This window comes from Rhodovulum sp. HP10 (genome assembly GCF_047553435.1).
Lineage (GTDB): Bacteria > Pseudomonadota > Alphaproteobacteria > Rhodobacterales > Rhodobacteraceae > Rhodovulum.
In genome coordinates this window covers 473711-489423 of the sequence record NZ_CP180201.1, presented here as the reverse complement: position 1 = coordinate 489423, position 15713 = coordinate 473711, and the positions used below count along the sequence as shown (strand labels likewise).

Annotated in this window: 13 protein-coding genes; 11 read left to right on the top strand and 2 right to left on the bottom strand. The window is 67.2% G+C overall.

Features of this window, described 5'->3' with window-relative positions; translation table 11 throughout:
- Positions 1–69: 69 nt before the first annotated feature.
- A complete protein-coding gene (purL, locus tag ACK8CO_RS02170) occupies positions 70–2229 on the bottom strand; it encodes a phosphoribosylformylglycinamidine synthase subunit PurL (protein ID WP_414898013.1) in 2160 nt (719 codons plus the stop codon).
- Positions 2230–2625: 396 nt separating this feature from the next.
- Complete coding sequence (locus ACK8CO_RS02165) at positions 2626–3525, bottom strand: LysR family transcriptional regulator (RefSeq protein WP_080616012.1); 900 nt, start codon at positions 3523–3525, stop codon at positions 2626–2628.
- A gap of 152 nt (positions 3526–3677) precedes the next feature.
- Between ACK8CO_RS02165 and ACK8CO_RS02160 the strand changes: the two genes are divergently transcribed.
- The 11 genes from ACK8CO_RS02160 (at position 3678) to ACK8CO_RS02110 (ending at position 15655) form a co-directional block, all read left to right on the top strand.
- Positions 3678–7082, top strand: a complete 3405-nt coding sequence (locus ACK8CO_RS02160; RefSeq protein ID WP_414898012.1) for an indolepyruvate ferredoxin oxidoreductase family protein — start codon at positions 3678–3680, stop codon at positions 7080–7082.
- A 372-nt stretch (positions 7083–7454) separates the two neighbouring features.
- Entirely contained in the window at positions 7455–8267 is an 813-nt protein-coding gene (murI, locus tag ACK8CO_RS02155; RefSeq protein ID WP_080616014.1) for a glutamate racemase, read from the top strand.
- 153 nt (positions 8268–8420) lie between these two features.
- A complete protein-coding gene (locus tag ACK8CO_RS02150) occupies positions 8421–8954 on the top strand; it encodes a VPLPA-CTERM sorting domain-containing protein (RefSeq protein ID WP_414898011.1) in 534 nt (177 codons plus the stop codon).
- A gap of 96 nt (positions 8955–9050) precedes the next feature.
- The gene (argC, locus tag ACK8CO_RS02145; protein WP_414898010.1) at positions 9051–10079 is read left to right on the top strand and encodes an N-acetyl-gamma-glutamyl-phosphate reductase; all 1029 of its coding nucleotides are present in this window, start codon (positions 9051–9053) and stop codon (positions 10077–10079) included.
- A 13-nt stretch (positions 10080–10092) separates the two neighbouring features.
- Positions 10093–10554: a cytochrome c maturation protein CcmE gene (gene ccmE, locus ACK8CO_RS02140; protein WP_414898009.1), complete on the top strand. Its 462-nt coding sequence runs from the start codon at positions 10093–10095 to the stop codon at positions 10552–10554.
- Positions 10555–10619: 65 nt separating this feature from the next.
- The gene (locus ACK8CO_RS02135; protein ID WP_414898008.1) at positions 10620–11231 is read left to right on the top strand and encodes a holin-associated N-acetylmuramidase; all 612 of its coding nucleotides are present in this window, start codon (positions 10620–10622) and stop codon (positions 11229–11231) included.
- Complete coding sequence (locus ACK8CO_RS02130; protein WP_414898007.1) at positions 11222–11812, top strand: holin family protein; 591 nt, start codon at positions 11222–11224, stop codon at positions 11810–11812. The genes ACK8CO_RS02135 and ACK8CO_RS02130 overlap by 10 nt, the downstream gene beginning before the upstream one ends.
- Positions 11813–12024: 212 nt before the next feature.
- Positions 12025–14007, top strand: a complete 1983-nt coding sequence (locus ACK8CO_RS02125; protein ID WP_414898006.1) for a heme lyase CcmF/NrfE family subunit — start codon at positions 12025–12027, stop codon at positions 14005–14007.
- Positions 14008–14015: 8 nt separating this feature from the next.
- Positions 14016–14492, top strand: coding sequence for a cytochrome c-type biogenesis protein (locus ACK8CO_RS02120; RefSeq protein ID WP_414898005.1), 477 nt, complete (start codon positions 14016–14018; stop codon positions 14490–14492).
- Positions 14493–14573: 81 nt separating this feature from the next.
- Entirely contained in the window at positions 14574–15353 is a 780-nt protein-coding gene (locus tag ACK8CO_RS02115) for an enoyl-CoA hydratase-related protein (protein ID WP_414898004.1), read from the top strand.
- A gap of 113 nt (positions 15354–15466) precedes the next feature.
- A complete protein-coding gene (locus ACK8CO_RS02110) occupies positions 15467–15655 on the top strand; it encodes a hypothetical protein (RefSeq protein ID WP_414898003.1) in 189 nt (62 codons plus the stop codon).
- Positions 15656–15713 lie beyond the last annotated feature (58 nt).

Below are 15713 nucleotides of genomic sequence, written 5' to 3'. Positions count from 1 at the left end.
CCATCGGGGCGCAGCGCCTTGCGGCCCCGCGCGCCCCTGCGCAGTCGTCCTGTCCCGTCCGGCTGGGGCTCAGGCCAGCGCTTCGGCGAAGGCCGAGCGATAGAGGGCAATCAGATCGGAGAGCGGCGCCGACTGGCCCCCGAAGGAGACCTGATCGCCGCCGAAGCGGCCCACAGTCGTCAGCGGCACGCCGGCCCTGGCGGCCTCGACCATCAACGCCTCGGCCGCGTCGAAGCCGACCGCGATCAGGTAGCGGCCCTGATCCTCGCCGAAGAGCAGCGGGGTATCGGCCATGTCGAGGCTGATGCCGATCCCGCCCGCCTCGGCCAGCTCGAAGGCCGCGAGCGCGAGCCCGCCATCGGCAAGGTCGGTTGCCGCCGAGATCAAGGCGCGATTGGCGCGGACGAAGTCGCCGTTCCGGCGCTCTGCCTCGAGATCGACCACGGGCGCGTCGCCGTCTTCGCGGTTGAAGACCTCGTAAAGCAGGGCCGATTGTCCGAGATGTCCCGCGCTCTCGCCGATCAGCAGGGCTAGCTGGCCCTCGGCCGGGACGCCCGCGATCAGATCGTCGAGGCTGTCCAGAAGCCCGACCGCGCCGATGGTCGGCGTCGGCAGGATCGGCTCGCCATCAGTCTCGTTGTAAAGCGAGACATTGCCCGAGACGATCGGCATGTCGAGCGCGATGCAGGCCGCGCCGATCCCCTCGATCGCCCCGACGAACTGGCCCATGATCTCGGGCTTTTCGGGATTGCCGAAATTCATGTTGTCGGTGCTGGCCAGCGGCCGTGCGCCCACCGCGCAGAGATTGCGGAACGCCTCGGCCACGGCCTGCTTGCCGCCCTCGACGGGGTTGGCGCGCACATAGCGGGGCGTGACGTCCGAGGTGAAGGCCAGCGCCTTTCCGGTGCCATGCACCCGGATCACCCCGGCGCCGAGGCCCGGACGGATGACGGTGTCGGCCATGACCTGGCTGTCATATTGTTCATAGACCCATTGCCGGGAACAGTAGTTCACCGACGAGATCAGCGCCTTGAGCGCGTCGATCGGGTCGATGCCGGGCACGTCGTCCATCGGTGCCGGGGCTGGCGTCGCAACCCAGGGGCGGTCATATTCCGGGGCATTGCCCGACAGCGCCTTCAGGGGCAAATCGGCCCGCACCTCGCCGCCATGAACGATCAGGAAACGGTCCTCGGCGATGGTTTCGCCGACGATGGCGAAGTCGAGATCCCATTTGTCGAAGATGGCCTTGGCCTCGGCCTCCTTCTCGGGGCGCAGCACCATCAGCATCCGTTCCTGGGATTCCGACAGCATCATCTCATAGGCGGTCATGTTGGGCTCGCGGCAGGGCACGCGGTCGAGATCCAGCCGCACCCCCAGATCGCCCTTGTCGCCCATCTCGACGGCCGAACAGGTCAGACCGGCGGCGCCCATGTCCTGGATCGAGATCACCGCGCCCGTGGCCATCAGTTCCAGACAGGCCTCCATCAGGCGCTTTTCGGTGAAGGGGTCGCCGACCTGGACGGTGGGGCGTTTCTCCTCGATGCCCTCGTCGAATTCGGCCGAGGCCATGGTGGCGCCGCCGACGCCGTCGCGGCCGGTCTTGGCGCCCAGATAGACGACGGGCATGCCGACGCCCGAGGCGGCCGAGTAGAAGATCTTGTCGGCATCGGCCAGACCGGCGGCGAAGGCGTTGACGAGGCAGTTGCCGTCATAGGCGGGATGGAAGCGGACCTCGCCGCCCACGGTCGGCACGCCGAAGCAGTTGCCGTAGCCGCCGATCCCCTCGATCACGCCATGCACGACCTGCCGCGTCTTCGGATGGGAGAGCTGGCCGAAGCTGAGCGCGTTCATCGCGGCGACGGGCCGCGCGCCCATGGTGAAGACATCGCGCAGGATGCCGCCCATGCCGGTGGCCGCGCCCTGATAGGGCTCGATATAGGAGGGGTGGTTGTGGCTCTCCATCTTGAACACCACGGCCTGACCGTCGCCGATATCGACGACGCCCGCATTCTCGCCGGGGCCGCAGATCACCTGGGGCCCTTCGGTGGGCAGGGTACGCAGCCATTTCTTCGACGACTTGTAAGAGCAGTGTTCGTTCCACATCGCCGAGAAGATGCCGAGTTCGGTGAAGCTCGGCTCCCGGCCCAGAAGCTGCAGGATACGGTCGTATTCGTCCGGCTTGATCCCGTGCGCGGCGATGAGGTCCTCGGTGATCTGCGGCTCGTCCATGGCGGTCTGGTTCCCCTCGGGCAGTTTGTCGCCGTCCTACGACAGGAGAGCGGTGGTGGGAAGAGGGCGGATGGGCCCGGGAGCGATCTTGACGGAGGGCGGCGGCGTCGATTCGGGGCGTGACGCGATGGATCCCGGGCAGATCGGCCGCTGTTGCCATCCGGTTCGTGGTGATATCGGATGCGGACGCTGCGTCAGCTTGCACGAAAATGCGGCAACTGCGGAAGGCGCAAAAAAAGGCCGAGCACTAAGCTCGGCCCAAGTCCAACAGGGAGGTAAAGACAGAAGCGATGCTTCCGTCTTCGTCCTAGGAAGTATGAACCCTGTCGCGCTGGTTCAACCCCAAACTTGCCGCAGGGTAGCATATGCGCCATGCGCATGGTGCATATCTCGGATTTACGGCATGTCCTTGTCGCGCTGCCGCTTCTCCATGATCTGCTCGGTGATGAATTCGCGGAAGGCGGCGATCCGGCGCGAGGCGCGCAATTCCTCTGGATAGGCGAGGAAAACCGGCACGTCGTGCGATTCGATGTCGTCGAGCACCCGCACCAGATGCGGATGGTCCTCGGTCACGTAGTCAGGCAGCACGCCGATGCCGAGCCCGTTCAGAACCGCCTGCAGCACGCCGAAATAGTTGTTCACGGTCAGCGTCGAGGGGATGTTGTAGGTCATCAGCTCGCGCACGAGGCGCGCACCGGCCGCGACCTGGGCCGAGGAGGTATTCTGGCAGATCAGCCGGTGATCCGAGAGATCCTCGGGCGTTGCGGGGGTTCCGCGCGCCTCGAGATAGGACCTGGTCGCATAAAGCCGCATCTTGATGTTCATCAGCCGGAGCCGGATCAGGTCGGCCTGGCTCGGCTCCTTCATCCGGATCGCGACATCGGCCTCGCGCATGGGCAGGTCGAGCACCTGCTCTTCCAGCATCAGGTCGATCTTGAGCTCGGGATAGCGCTGATAGAGGATCGGCAGCCGCTTGGCGAGCCAGAGCGAGCCGAAGCCGGTGGTCGTGGTCACCCGAAGCTCGCCGAAGACCTCCTCGACGCTGTCGCGGATGCGCGCGACCGCGGTGTCGAGACGCCGTGCCATGGCAGAGGTCGCATCGAACAGCAATTCGCCCTGTTCGGTCAGGATCAGTCCGCGGGCATGGCGGTGGAAGAGCGTCGAGCCGAGGCTTTCTTCAAGAGCCCTGATCTGACGCGACACGGCCGACTGGGACAGATGCAGGCTTTCGCCGGCATGGGTCAGGCTGCCCGCGTCGGCGACCGCATAAAATATCCTGAGCTTGTCCCAATCCATCATGCAATTCCCGCAAGGCCGGTATTCCGGTTTCGGCCATTACCTACAGGGCGCCGATCCGGGTTTGCAAACGGGAAGTGCCGCCGATTTCATTTTGTAGGTCACATAGCTTGACCTAAGCTGGTCCAAACAGACGCCAGGGGAGGGGCGCCATGACCAGAGCCGATGTCCGCCTTCAGGACCGTTACGATCTGTCGAAACCCACGATTTTGCTGAACGGAACGCAGGCGCTGGTCCGTCTGATGCTGATGCAGGCCGCGCGCGACCGGGCCGCGGGGCTGAACACCGGCGGCTATGTCACCGGTTATCGCGGTTCGCCGCTGGGTGCGGTCGATCTGCAGATGATGCGGGCGCAGGCCGAGCTCGGGGCGGCGGGGGTGCTGTTTCAGCCCGGGCTGAACGAGGATCTGGCGCTGACCGCGCTTTGGGGGACGCAGCAGGCCGAGCTGAGGGGCGAGGGGGCGCGGGACGGGGTGTTCGGGCTCTGGTACGGCAAGGGGCCGGGGGTCGACCGCTCGGGCGACGCGATCCGCCATGCCAACCTTGCCGGAACCTCGGCCCGGGGCGGGGTGCTGCTGGCGATGGGCGACGATCATACCGGCGAATCCTCGACCACCTGCCACCAGTCCGACTGGGCGATGGTCGATGCCTATGTGCCGGTGCTCTCGCCTGCGGGCGTGCAGGAGATCCTCGATTACGGGATCTACGGCTATGCCCTGTCGCGCTTTGCCGGAGTGCTGGTCGGGCTGAAGGTGATGAAGGACACGGTCGAGGTGACCTCGGTCGTCGATGGCCGCCCCGGGCGGATGCAGGTGGTGTCTCCCGATTATCCGCTGCCGCCGGGGGGGCTGAACATCCGGCTGAACGATCACTGGGTGCCGCAGGAGGCGCGCATGATCGATCACAAGCGCTTTGCGGCCGAGGCCTTCGCCCGCGCCAACCGCATCGACCGGCGGGTCTGGGGCAGGCCGGGGGCGAAGATCGGGCTGGTGGCGGCGGGCAAGACCTGGCTCGATCTGGTCCATGCGCTGGATCTGCTGGGGATCGGCGAGGCCGAGGCCGAGCGGCTGGGGATTTCGACCTACAAGGTGGGGCAGGTCTGGCCGCTGGACATGACGGGCTTTGCCGAATTCTCGGAAGGGCTCGATCTGATCGTCACCGTCGAGGAAAAGCGCAAGCTGATCGAGGTGCAGGCCAAGGAGGCGATCTTCCATGACCGACGCGGTCGCCGGATCTATGGCTGGAAGAATGATCGCGGCGAAGAGCTGTTCCCGACCCGCTACGCGCTCGACCCGGTGATGATCGCCGAGACGCTGGGCCGGATCCTGATCGAGGAGGGGCGCGGCAGCGACCGGCTCCAGGCCGCGCTTGAGCGCATCCGCGCGGCGCGGCGCGGCGACAATGCCGAGGACCTGGCGGCCCGGCTTCCCTATTTCTGCGCGGGCTGTCCGCATAACAGCTCGACCCGGGTGCCCGAGGGCGGGCGCGCCTATGCCGGGATCGGCTGCCATATCATGGCGCTGTGGATGGATCGCGACACCAGCGGCTTCACCCATATGGGGGCCGAGGGGGCGAACTGGATCGGCGAGGCGCCGTTCTCGACCCGGGACCATGTGTTCCAGAACCTGGGCGATGGCACCTACAACCATTCGGGGCGGCTCGCGATCCATGCCGCCATCGCGGCGGGCGTCAATATCACCTACAAGATCCTCTATAATGACGCGGTCGCCATGACCGGCGGGCAGGGCAATGATGGCTGCCTGACCGCGCGCCAGATCGTCGACGAATTGCTGGCGGCCGGGGTGGCGCGGGTCGAGGTCGTCTATGACGAGAAGGAAGATCTCGACCCTAAGGGCTTTCCGGCCGGGGTTGCCTGCCAGCCGCGCGCGGATCTGATGGAGGTGCAGAAGCGGCTGTCCGGGATCGCGGGCGTGACCGCGCTGGTCTATGTCCAGACCTGTGCCGCCGAAAAGCGCCGGCGCCGCAAGAAGGGGGCCTTCCCCGATCCCGACAGGCGGGTCTTCATCAATACCGATATCTGCGAGGGCTGCGGCGATTGCGGGCTGCAGTCGAATTGCGTGGCCATCGTGCCGGTCGAGACCGAACTGGGCCGCAAGCGCGCCATCGATCAGTCGGCCTGCAACAAGGATTTCTCCTGCCTCAACGGTTTCTGCCCCTCTTTCGTGACGCTGAAGGGCGCGCGGCCGCGCAGACAGGCTTCGGCCGAGGTCGAGATCGGTGCGCTGCCCGCGCCCGTCTTGCCCGCGATCGAGGGCACCTGGAACCTGGTCATTACCGGGGTTGGCGGCACCGGCGCCGTGACCATCGGCGCGATCCTGGCCATGGCCGCCCATGTCGACGGCAAGGGCGCGGGGATGATGGAGATGGCCGGGCTCGCCCAGAAGGGGGGCGCGGTCCATATCCACTGCCGGATCGCCGCGCGGCCCGAAGACATCTCGGCGATCCGGGTTGCGGCCGGCGAGGCCGATGCGGTGATCGGTGGCGATCTGGTGGTGACGGCGGGGGCCAGGACCGTCGGGCTGATGACGCCGGGCCGCACCGGGGCCGTGGTCAACAGTCATGACATCGTGACCGGCGCCTTCACCCGCGATCCGGAATTCCGGGTGCCCTCGGACCGGCTGGAACTGGCGCTGAAGGCGCGGCTGAAGGACCGGCTGCAGCTTTTCGATGCGACCGAACTGGCACGGCGGCTGATGGGCGACACGATCTACGCCAACATGATCGTCACCGGCGCCGCCTGGCAGCAGGGGCTGATCCCGCTCTCGCATGAGGCCATCGACCGGGCGATCGAGCTGAACGGGGCGGGCGTCGCGGGCAACCGGCGCGCCTTCGAGATCGGGCGCTGGGCCGCGGCCGAGCCCGCCGACGCGGACCGGGCGCTGGCCTCAGGGGCCGTCGCGAAGCCCCGCGCGCTTCATGAACGGATCGCCTTCCGCGAGGCGCATCTGCTGGCCTATCAGTCGGAGCGGCTGGCCCGGCGCTATCGCCGGATGGTCGGGCGCTTCGAGGACCCGGTCCTGCGCGCTGCCGTCGCGAAGGGCTATCACAAGCTTCTGGCCTACAAGGACGAATACGAGGTCGCCCGGCTGCATCTGGACACTGCCGCGAGGGCGCGCGCCGAATTCGAGGGCGATTTCGAGATCACCTGGCATCTTGCGCCGCCCTTCCTCAGGGGAAGCGGCCCGGATGGCCGCCCGAAGAAACGCGCCTTCGGGCAATGGATGGAACGGGGCTTCCGGGTGCTTGCGGCGCTCAGGCGGTTGCGCGGCACGCCCTTGGATCCGTTCGGCTGGCAGGAGGAACGGCGGCGCGAACGCGCGGCGATCCGGCGCTACGAGGCCGATATGGAGGAGGTTCTGGCGCGGCTCTCGCCCGCGACGCTTGCGGCGACGACGGCACTGGCCGAACTGCCGCTGTCGGTGCGCGGCTTCGGGCCGGTCAGGGCCGAGGCCGAACGGCTGGCCGAAGACCGGCGGGGGGCGCTTCTTGCCGAGATCCGGGCGGGCGGGGCGGCGCTCGACACGGCCGCCGAGTAGCGGCGCGGGCCGAGGCCGGTCGCGGCTGTGCTTTGTTCGCTTGTCGGCTCGGGCGGGCGCCGCCTCGCCCACAGGATATGGCGGGAAGAGCGGGCCGTGTTGCGCGGCGCCGCGTCAGGGCGGGCGGTGGGGAAGGCGGATCTCGCCGGTTTCAGCCTTCGCCATCCGCCCCGGCAAAGGCCGCGACTGGCGCCGGTCCGTCCGAGAGGCCTGCCCGAGAGCCGCGTGCGGGCGGCTGCGTCTGTACGCCCTCGGGCGATGTCAAAGCGATGATGGATTTTCCCTGCAACTCGACCTATGAGTTGTCTCCGCAGCCATCGAAGCCATTCGATTGCGGCTGCGAATTCGATCAGAAACGCAGGGCATGAGAGCATGGCGGTTGGTGTCTTTGATTCCGGACTTGGCGGTCTGACGGTTCTGGACGCGGTGTCGCGCAGGCTGCCCGATATGCCCTTCGTCTATTTCGGCGACAACGCCCATGCACCCTATGGCATCCGCGATGCCGAGGATGTCTACAAGCTGACCACCGCAGCGGTTTCGCGTCTGTTCGATGCGGGCTGCGATCTTGCGATTCTTGCCTGTAACACGGCCTCGGCCGCCGCGCTGCGGCGGATGCAGGAAAGCTGGGTGCCGAAGGACAAGCGGGTGCTGGGGGTCTTCGTGCCGCTGATCGAAGCGCTGACCGAGCGGCAATGGGGCGACAACTCTCCGCCGCGCGAGGTCGCGGTCAAGCATGTCGCGCTGTTCGCGACGCCCGCGACCGTGGCCAGCCGCGCCTTCCAGCGCGAACTGGCCTTCCGCGCCATCGGTGTCGATGTCGAGGCCCAGCCCTGCGGCGGGCTTGTCGATGCGATCGAGGCGGGGGACGAGATGCTGGCCGAGGCGCTGGTGCGCTCCCATGTCGAGGCGCTGAAGCGGCGGATGCCGCATCCCGAGGCCGCGATCCTCGGCTGTACCCATTATCCGCTCCTGCAGGACGTCTTCCAGGAGGCGCTGGGCGAGGGGGTCAGGGTCTATTCCCAGGCCAATCTGGTCGCCGAGAGCCTTGCCGACTATCTGGGCCGGCATCCCGAGATGCAAGGGCCGGGCACCGAGACCATGTTCCTGACCACCGGCGATCCGGGCTTCGTGTCGGACAAGGCAACCCAGTTCCTGCGCAGGCGCATCGCGTTTCGGTCTGCCTGAACCGCGCTCGCAACCGGTGCGGTCTTTCCTGCCGCGTCACGAGTGCGCAGAAGGGCCTGGAAACACCTTGTTTCCATGGTCCCCGGGAAATAAGGGCTTGGAAAATCTTGGGATTATGCTAAGGCGAGCCTGTATTATATCTTGGGGAATGGAATGAAACCTGTACTTGCCGCGGCTGCCCTTGCGGCAACCTTCGCTATGGGCGGGGCTGCGTCCGCCGCCACGATCACGCTGGATGGCAGTAAGGAAATCCGGCTGACTCTGAACGATATCAGCGATCTCTCGCTGTCCTTCTTGATCGATGACAGCGCCGCTGGCTATACGAATTGGGGCGGCTACATCAAGTGGTCCACCCGCGAAGACGGTCGCCAGGACTGGGATGGCGCCTGGGGCGACTGCCTCGAATGCGGCTATGCCGGCGGCGACTGGGCGCTGAGCTACAATCCCTATAGCGGATCGAACACGACCAGCACCGATCTGAAACTCGATTTCGGCAAGACGCTCGAGACAGTCTATGTCTGGATCCGCCCGACCTATGGCAAGGGCTCGGTGTCCTATGAGGATGGCAGTGCCGGCGGGTCCGACATCGCACCCGTTCCGCTGCCCGCGGGCGGTCTGCTGCTGCTGTCGGCCCTGGGTGCGGCGGCGCTGCTGCGCAACCGCCAGAGCGCGCGGAAGGCGGCCTGAGCGGGGATCGTCCCTCTCTTGCGTTCGGCTCCCCGCGACAGGTAAGAACGCCGGGCCCGCATCTTGCGGGTCCGTTTTCCGGCAGGGGCAGAAGCCATGACACAATCCGTCGCCATCCTCGGCGCCTCGGGCTATACCGGGGCAGAGCTCGTTCGGCTGATCGCGACCCATCCCGACCTTCGCATCACCGCCTTGTCGGGCGAGCGAAAGGCCGGCATGGCGATGGCGTCGGTGTTTCCCCATCTGCGCCATCTCGACCTGCCCGATCTGATGAAGATCGAGGAGATCGACTTCGGCTCCGTCGATCTGGCCTTCTGCGCGCTGCCGCATGCGACCAGCCAGGCTGTGATCCGGGAGCTGCCCCGCGATCTGAAGGTCGTCGATCTCTCGGCCGATTTCCGGCTGCGCGACCCGGCTGCTTATGAAAAATGGTATGGCAAGCCCCATTCTGCGGTCGAGCTGCAGAAGGAGGCCGTCTATGGCCTCACCGAATTCTATCGTGACGAGATTCGCCGCGCCCGGCTGGTGGCGGGCACCGGCTGCAACGCCGCGACCGGGCAATATGCGCTGCGGCCGCTGATCGAGGCGGGCGTGATCGACCTTGACGAGATTGTGATCGATCTCAAGGCCGGGGTCTCGGGGGCGGGCCGGGCGCTGAAGGAGAACCTGCTTCATGCCGAGCTGTCGGAAGGCTTCCATGCCTATTCGGCAGGCGGTATTCACAGGCATCTGGGCGAGTTCGACCAGGAATTCTCGAAGATCGCCGGGCGGCCGGTCGAGGTGCAGTTCACCCCGCATCTGATCCCCGCCAACCGGGGAATTCTGGCCACCGTCTATGTCAGGGGCGAGGCCCGCGACATTCACGCCACCTTGGCAAAGGCCTATGGCGATGAAATCTTCCTTCAGGTCCTGCCCTTCGGCGAGCATCCCTCGACCCGGCATATCCGCGGCTCGAACTTCGTGCATCTCGGCGTTGTGGCGGACCGGCGACCGGGCCGGGCCATGGTGATCGCGGCGCTCGACAACCTGACCAAGGGCTCGTCCGGGCAGGCGCTGCAGAACGCCAACCTGATGCTCGGGATCGCCGAGGAAACCGGCCTGATGCTGGCCCCCTGCTTCCCCTGAGGGAGAACGCAAGATGCGCGGATTGAAGAAGAGACGGCGGATACAGATCATCGTTCTGGCCTTCGTGGCACTGGGGCTCTCGACCGGGCTGATCGGCTATGCGATGCGCGACGGCATCAACTTCTTCCGCTCGCCGAGCCAGGTGACCGAGGCGCCGCCGCCGCCGACCGAGACCTTCCGCATCGGCGGCCTGGTCGAGGCCGGGACGCTGAAGCGCGGGCAGGGCGAGACCATCCGCTTCAATGTCACCGATGGCGGCGCCAGCGTGCCCGTCACCTATACCGGCGTGCTGCCCGATCTGTTCAAGGAGAACCAGGGCATGATCGGCACCGGGCGCCTGGTCGACGGCGTGTTCGAGGCGCGCGAGATCCTTGCCAAGCATGACGAAAGCTACATGCCGAAGGAAGTGGTCGACGCGCTGAAGGAGCAGGGCGTCTATCGTGACCCGGAGGTTGAGGGCGCGAGCGGCAGCTAAGCCCGACCCTAACCTTTGTGACCCAATCTCCCCCGGTTCCGATGTGAAGCGAGGGAGTTTCCGTCATGAAGACAGTCGAACAGCTGGCGCAGGAGATCGTCCTGCGCGAGGGGGGCTTTGTCGACGATCCCGACGATCCGGGCGGGCCGACCAAGCATGGGGTCACGCTCGGCACGCTGAGGCGGCTCGGGCTCGACCTGACCGGCGATGGGCGGGTCGATACCGACGATGTCCGGGGGCTCGATCCCGGGCGGGCGGCCGCGATCTACATCGAGCATTATTTCCGACGTCCCAGGCTCGACGCGCTGCCCGAGCTGCTGCATCCGTCCGTCTTCGACATGTATGTGAATGCGGGCGCCAATGCGGTGCGGATCCTGCAGCGCCTGCTGAACGAGATGGACCAGCCCTGCGCGGTCGACGGGTCGGTCGGTCCCGAGACGGTGCATGCGGCGCGCATCGCGGCCGAGGCCGCACCGGGGCATATCGCCGATGCCTATGGCATCGCCCGGCGCAACTACTATTACGCGCTGGCAGACCGCCGCCCGGCCAGTCGGAAATATGCCTGCCGCCGCGATGGCGGCAAGGGCGGCTGGATCCTCCGGGCCGAGGAATTCATCTCGCCGCGCTATCGGCTGAGCGAGGAAGAGCATCGCGAGAGGGTCGCGGTATGGGGATGATGAACGGGGTTCTGAGCATGCTGTTTTCCGGCGGACCGACCGCGATCCGAGAGGCGGCCGAGCTGTTCCGCGTCAATGCCGAGGCGGCCGACAGGCGTGATCTCGAGTTGCGGCGCGCGGTTCTGGAGGAATTCTCCCATGAGTTCGCGCAGCCGCGCGCGACGACCTTCGACCGGCTGATCGACGGCGCCAACCGCCTGCCGCGCCCGCTGATGGCCCTGGGCACGGTGGGGCTGGCCGTGTCGGCGATGGTCGATCCGGTCTGGTTCGCGGCGCGGATGCAGGGCATGGCGCTGGTGCCAGAGCCGCTCTGGTGGTTGATGGGGGCGATCATCAGCTTCTATTTCGGCGCGCGCTATCAGGCCAAGGGGCAGGAGTTTCAACGCTCTATCGCCGGAACGATGGCGATGGCGCCGGTGGTGGCGCGCAATCTGCAGCAGTTGCGCGTCTTGTCCGATGCGGGGTCCGATGTGGGGGCCTACGCGGGGAGGGCCGAGCCTGCCGGCCTGCAAAACAGTGGCACGATGCCGCGGTCGCAGGGGCCGAACCCGGCGCTGGAGGACTGGAGGGCAGGGCTTTGAGCGCGCGCCCGGATTGGCCGGAGGCGCGCGTCCTGTCGGCGGCTGCGGTCTGATCCGGGCATTCGCGGCGGTCCGGCGCGCGCCGCCGCTGGTGTGGATCGTACTCGTTCAGCCGCGCGCCGCGCCTCCAGGGGCTCACGATTGCGTAAGGCTCCGGGGGGCGCGACGCAAAACCCATTGGCGCAGTCGCGTCGGCCGGGTAAGACAGCGGCATGGTTATCGAGCTCGGCCACTTTGCCCTCGCCCTCGCCTTCGCCATTGCCCTGGTGCAGGCGATCATTCCTTTGATCGGCGCTCACAAGGGCTGGAGCGGCTGGATGGCGATGGCCGAACCGGCCGCCATCGCGCAGTTCCTGCTGACCGCCTTCAGCTTCGGGGTGCTGACCTACGCTTTCGTGGTTTCGGATTTCTCGCTTCGGGTCGTGGTCGATAACTCGCACACGCTGAAGCCGATGCTTTACAAGGTGTCGGGCGTGTGGGGCAATCACGAGGGCTCGATGCTGCTCTGGGTGCTGATCGTGGCGTTTTATGGCGCGCTCGCGGCCTGGTTCGGCGGCGGCCTGCCGCCCGGTCTGAAGGCGCGGGTGCTGGCGGTTCAGGGGGCCATCGGCGCGGCCTTCTACGCCTTCATCCTGTTCACCTCGAACCCGTTCGAGCGCCTGCCCGAGGCGCCCTTCGACGGCCAGGACCTGAACCCGCTGCTGCAGGATCCCGGCCTCGCCTTCCATCCGCCCTTCCTCTATCTCGGCTATGTCGGGCTTTCGATCTGCTTCTCCTTCGCGGTCGCCGCCCTGATCGAGGGCCGTGTCGATGCCGCCTGGGGGCGCTGGGTCAGGCCCTGGACGCTCGCGGCCTGGATCTGCCTGACCGTCGGCATCGCGCTGGGGTCCTGGTGGGCCTATTACGAACTGGGCTGGGGCGGCTTCTGGTTCTGGGACCCGGTCGAGAACGCCTCTTTCATGCCCTGGCTCATCGCCGCAGCATTGCTGCATTCCGCGATCGTGGTCGAGAAGCGCGAGGCGCTGAAGAGCTGGACGATCCTTCTGTCCATCGTCGCCTTCGGCTTCTCGCTGGTCGGGGCCTTCATCACCCGTTCGGGCATCATCACCAGCGTCCATGCCTTCGCCAACGACCCCGAGCGCGGCGTCTTCCTGCTGATGATCCTGCTGGTCTTCATGGGCGGCGCGCTGACGCTGTTTGCGGTACGTGCCAGCGCGATGGAGGCCAAGGGCGTCTTCGGCTCGATCAGCCGGGAATCGGCGCTGGTCTTCAACAATATCCTGCTGGCGGTCGCTGCGCTGGTCGTATTCGTCGGCACGATCTGGCCGCTGGTCGCCGAGATGGCCTTCGACCGCAAGCTCTCGGTCGGCGCGCCCTTCTTCGACATGGCCTTCACGCCCTTCATGGTGGCGCTGGCCTTGCTGCTGCCTTTGGGCTCGATCCTGCCCTGGAAGCGGGCGCGGCTGGGCCGTGCGGCCAGGACTGTGCTTCCCGCGGCGGTACTGGCGGTTGCCTTTGGTGCCCTGATCTGGGCGATGCAGACCGGTCGCAGCGCGCTGGGTCCCGTCGGCGTGGCGCTTGGCATCTGGCTGATCGCAGGCGCCCTCGTCGATCTTTTGATGCGCGCCGGGCGAGGCAAGGGGCTTCTGGTCCGGGCCGGGCGGCTTGCGCGGCTGCCGCGGGCCGACTGGGGCAAGGCGGTCGCGCATGCCGGGCTCGGGATCACCATGATCGGGATCTCGGCGATGCTGGCCTGGAACCAGGAGGACATCCGCGTCGCCCAGATCGGCGAGCGCTACGAGCTTGGCGGCTACGGCTTCCAGCTTGACCGGGTGCAGAAGCTGGAAGGCCCGAACTACATTTCGACCACGGCCACGGTCGGCGTCTGGCGCGGCGGCAAGCAGATCGCCGAGATGCGTCCCGAAAAGCGGGTCTATCCGGTCGCGGGCATGCCCACCACCGAGGCCGCGATCGATGGCGGCCTGCTGCGCGATCTCTATGTCGCCATCGGCGATCCGCAGGAGAATGGCGGCTGGGCGGTGCGCACCTATATCAAGCCCTTCGCCAACTGGATCTGGATGGGCGCCATCGTGATGGCTCTGGGCGGGCTTCTCAGCCTGTCGGACCGCCGCGTCCGCGTCGCGGCCGGCGCGCGCAAGGAGCGCGTCCCCGCCATGCCGCAGCCTGCCGAATGAGGATGCCGATGCCGAGACGCGCGCTGACCACCCTGCTGCTGGCCCTGAGCCTGACCCCTGTCCTGAGCGGACCGCTGCGCGCGGTCGAGCCGAACGAGGTTCTCGCCGACCCCGCCGAGGAGGCCCGCGCCCGCGAGATCTCGAAGGAGATCCGCTGCCTTGTCTGCCGGAACGAGAGCATCGACGATTCCAATGCCGATCTCGCGCGCGATCTCAGGCTTCTGGTGCGCGAGCGGATCGAGGCGGGCGACAGCGATACCGAGGTCGTCGACTATCTGGTCGCGCGTTACGGCGAATATGTGCTGCTGAAGCCGACGGCGACCGGCTCGACCCTCGTGCTTTACGTTGCCGGTCCCCTGATGCTGGTACTGGGGCTCGGCGTTGCCTTTTTCTACATCCGTGCCCGCAAGGGCGGGCGCGATACGGGCTCGGAGCCGCTGAACGCCGAGGAAGAGGCCCGGCTGAAAGAGATCCTCGGCAAATAGGGCGCTGACCTCGCGTCTCCCTTTTCCCCGGGCGCGTGGCCGCTAGTCTGGCCTGAGACGGGGACAAGGGAGGGTGCCGGCATGACGGATTACACGACCATCGGATATGAGTGCGCGGACGGGGTGGCGGTTGTGACGCTGAACCGACCCAAGGTGATGAACGCGCTCAGCGCGCGGATGCGGGCCGAGATCACCCATGCGATGCGCAGGGCTGCGGGAACGGCGCGGGTGGTGGTGCTGACCGGGGCGGGGCGGGCCTTCTGCTCGGGGCAGGATCTGGGCGACGGCGCCAGCATCGCCGAGATCGATATCGAGCGCATGCTGCGCGACGAATACGAACCGATGCTGAGCTCGATCATCGATTGCCCGGTGCCGGTGATCGCGGCTGTGAACGGTGCGGCGGCCGGGGCCGGGGCCAATCTGGCGCTGGCGGCAGACGTGGTCATCGCCTCCGAGGCGGCGGTCTTCCTGCAGGCCTTCACCCGGATCGGGCTGATCCCCGATGCGGGCGGCACCTACTGGCTGCCGCGGCAGGTGGGCTTTGCCCGCGCGATGGGGGCGGCCCTCTTCGCCGAGCCGGTCCCGGCGCGCCAGGCTGCCGATTGGGGCATGATCTGGGAGGCCGTACCCGAGGACGGGTTCGAGGCGCATTGGCGTGCCCGTGCGGCGCAGCTCGCCGCCGGTCCGACCGTCGCCTATGCCAATCTCAAGACCGCGCTGCGGCGCTCGGCCTCGAACGATTTCGCGGCCCAGCTCTCGCTCGAGGCCGAGCTTCAGGGCCGCTGCGGCGCGTCGCGCGACTTCAGGGAGGGGGTGCTGGCCTTCCTCGAGAAGCGCATGGCGAAATTCGAGGGGCGCTGAGACCCGCGCCCGGCCGGTTTCTGCCGATCGGTGCGGGCGACCGCGCGGGGCAGGGAACGAGGACGCCGGATTATGCGTTCGGATGGGGAATGACCCAACGGAAAGGATCAGCCATGACCCGTCTTCATACGATCACTGCGGTTTCCCTTCTGGGCGCGGCCCTTCTGGCCGGTTGCGGCGACAGCTATGGCGAACGCGCGCTGACCGGGGCCGGCATTGGTGCGGGCGTCGGTGCCGCGACCGGCAACGATATCGGCACCAGCGCGGCAATCGGGGCCGGGGCCGGGATCCTGACCAAGTGACGGGACCGGCCCGGGCGCGCGCCGCCCTGAATTGAAACGGGTCCGCAGGGCATCTGCC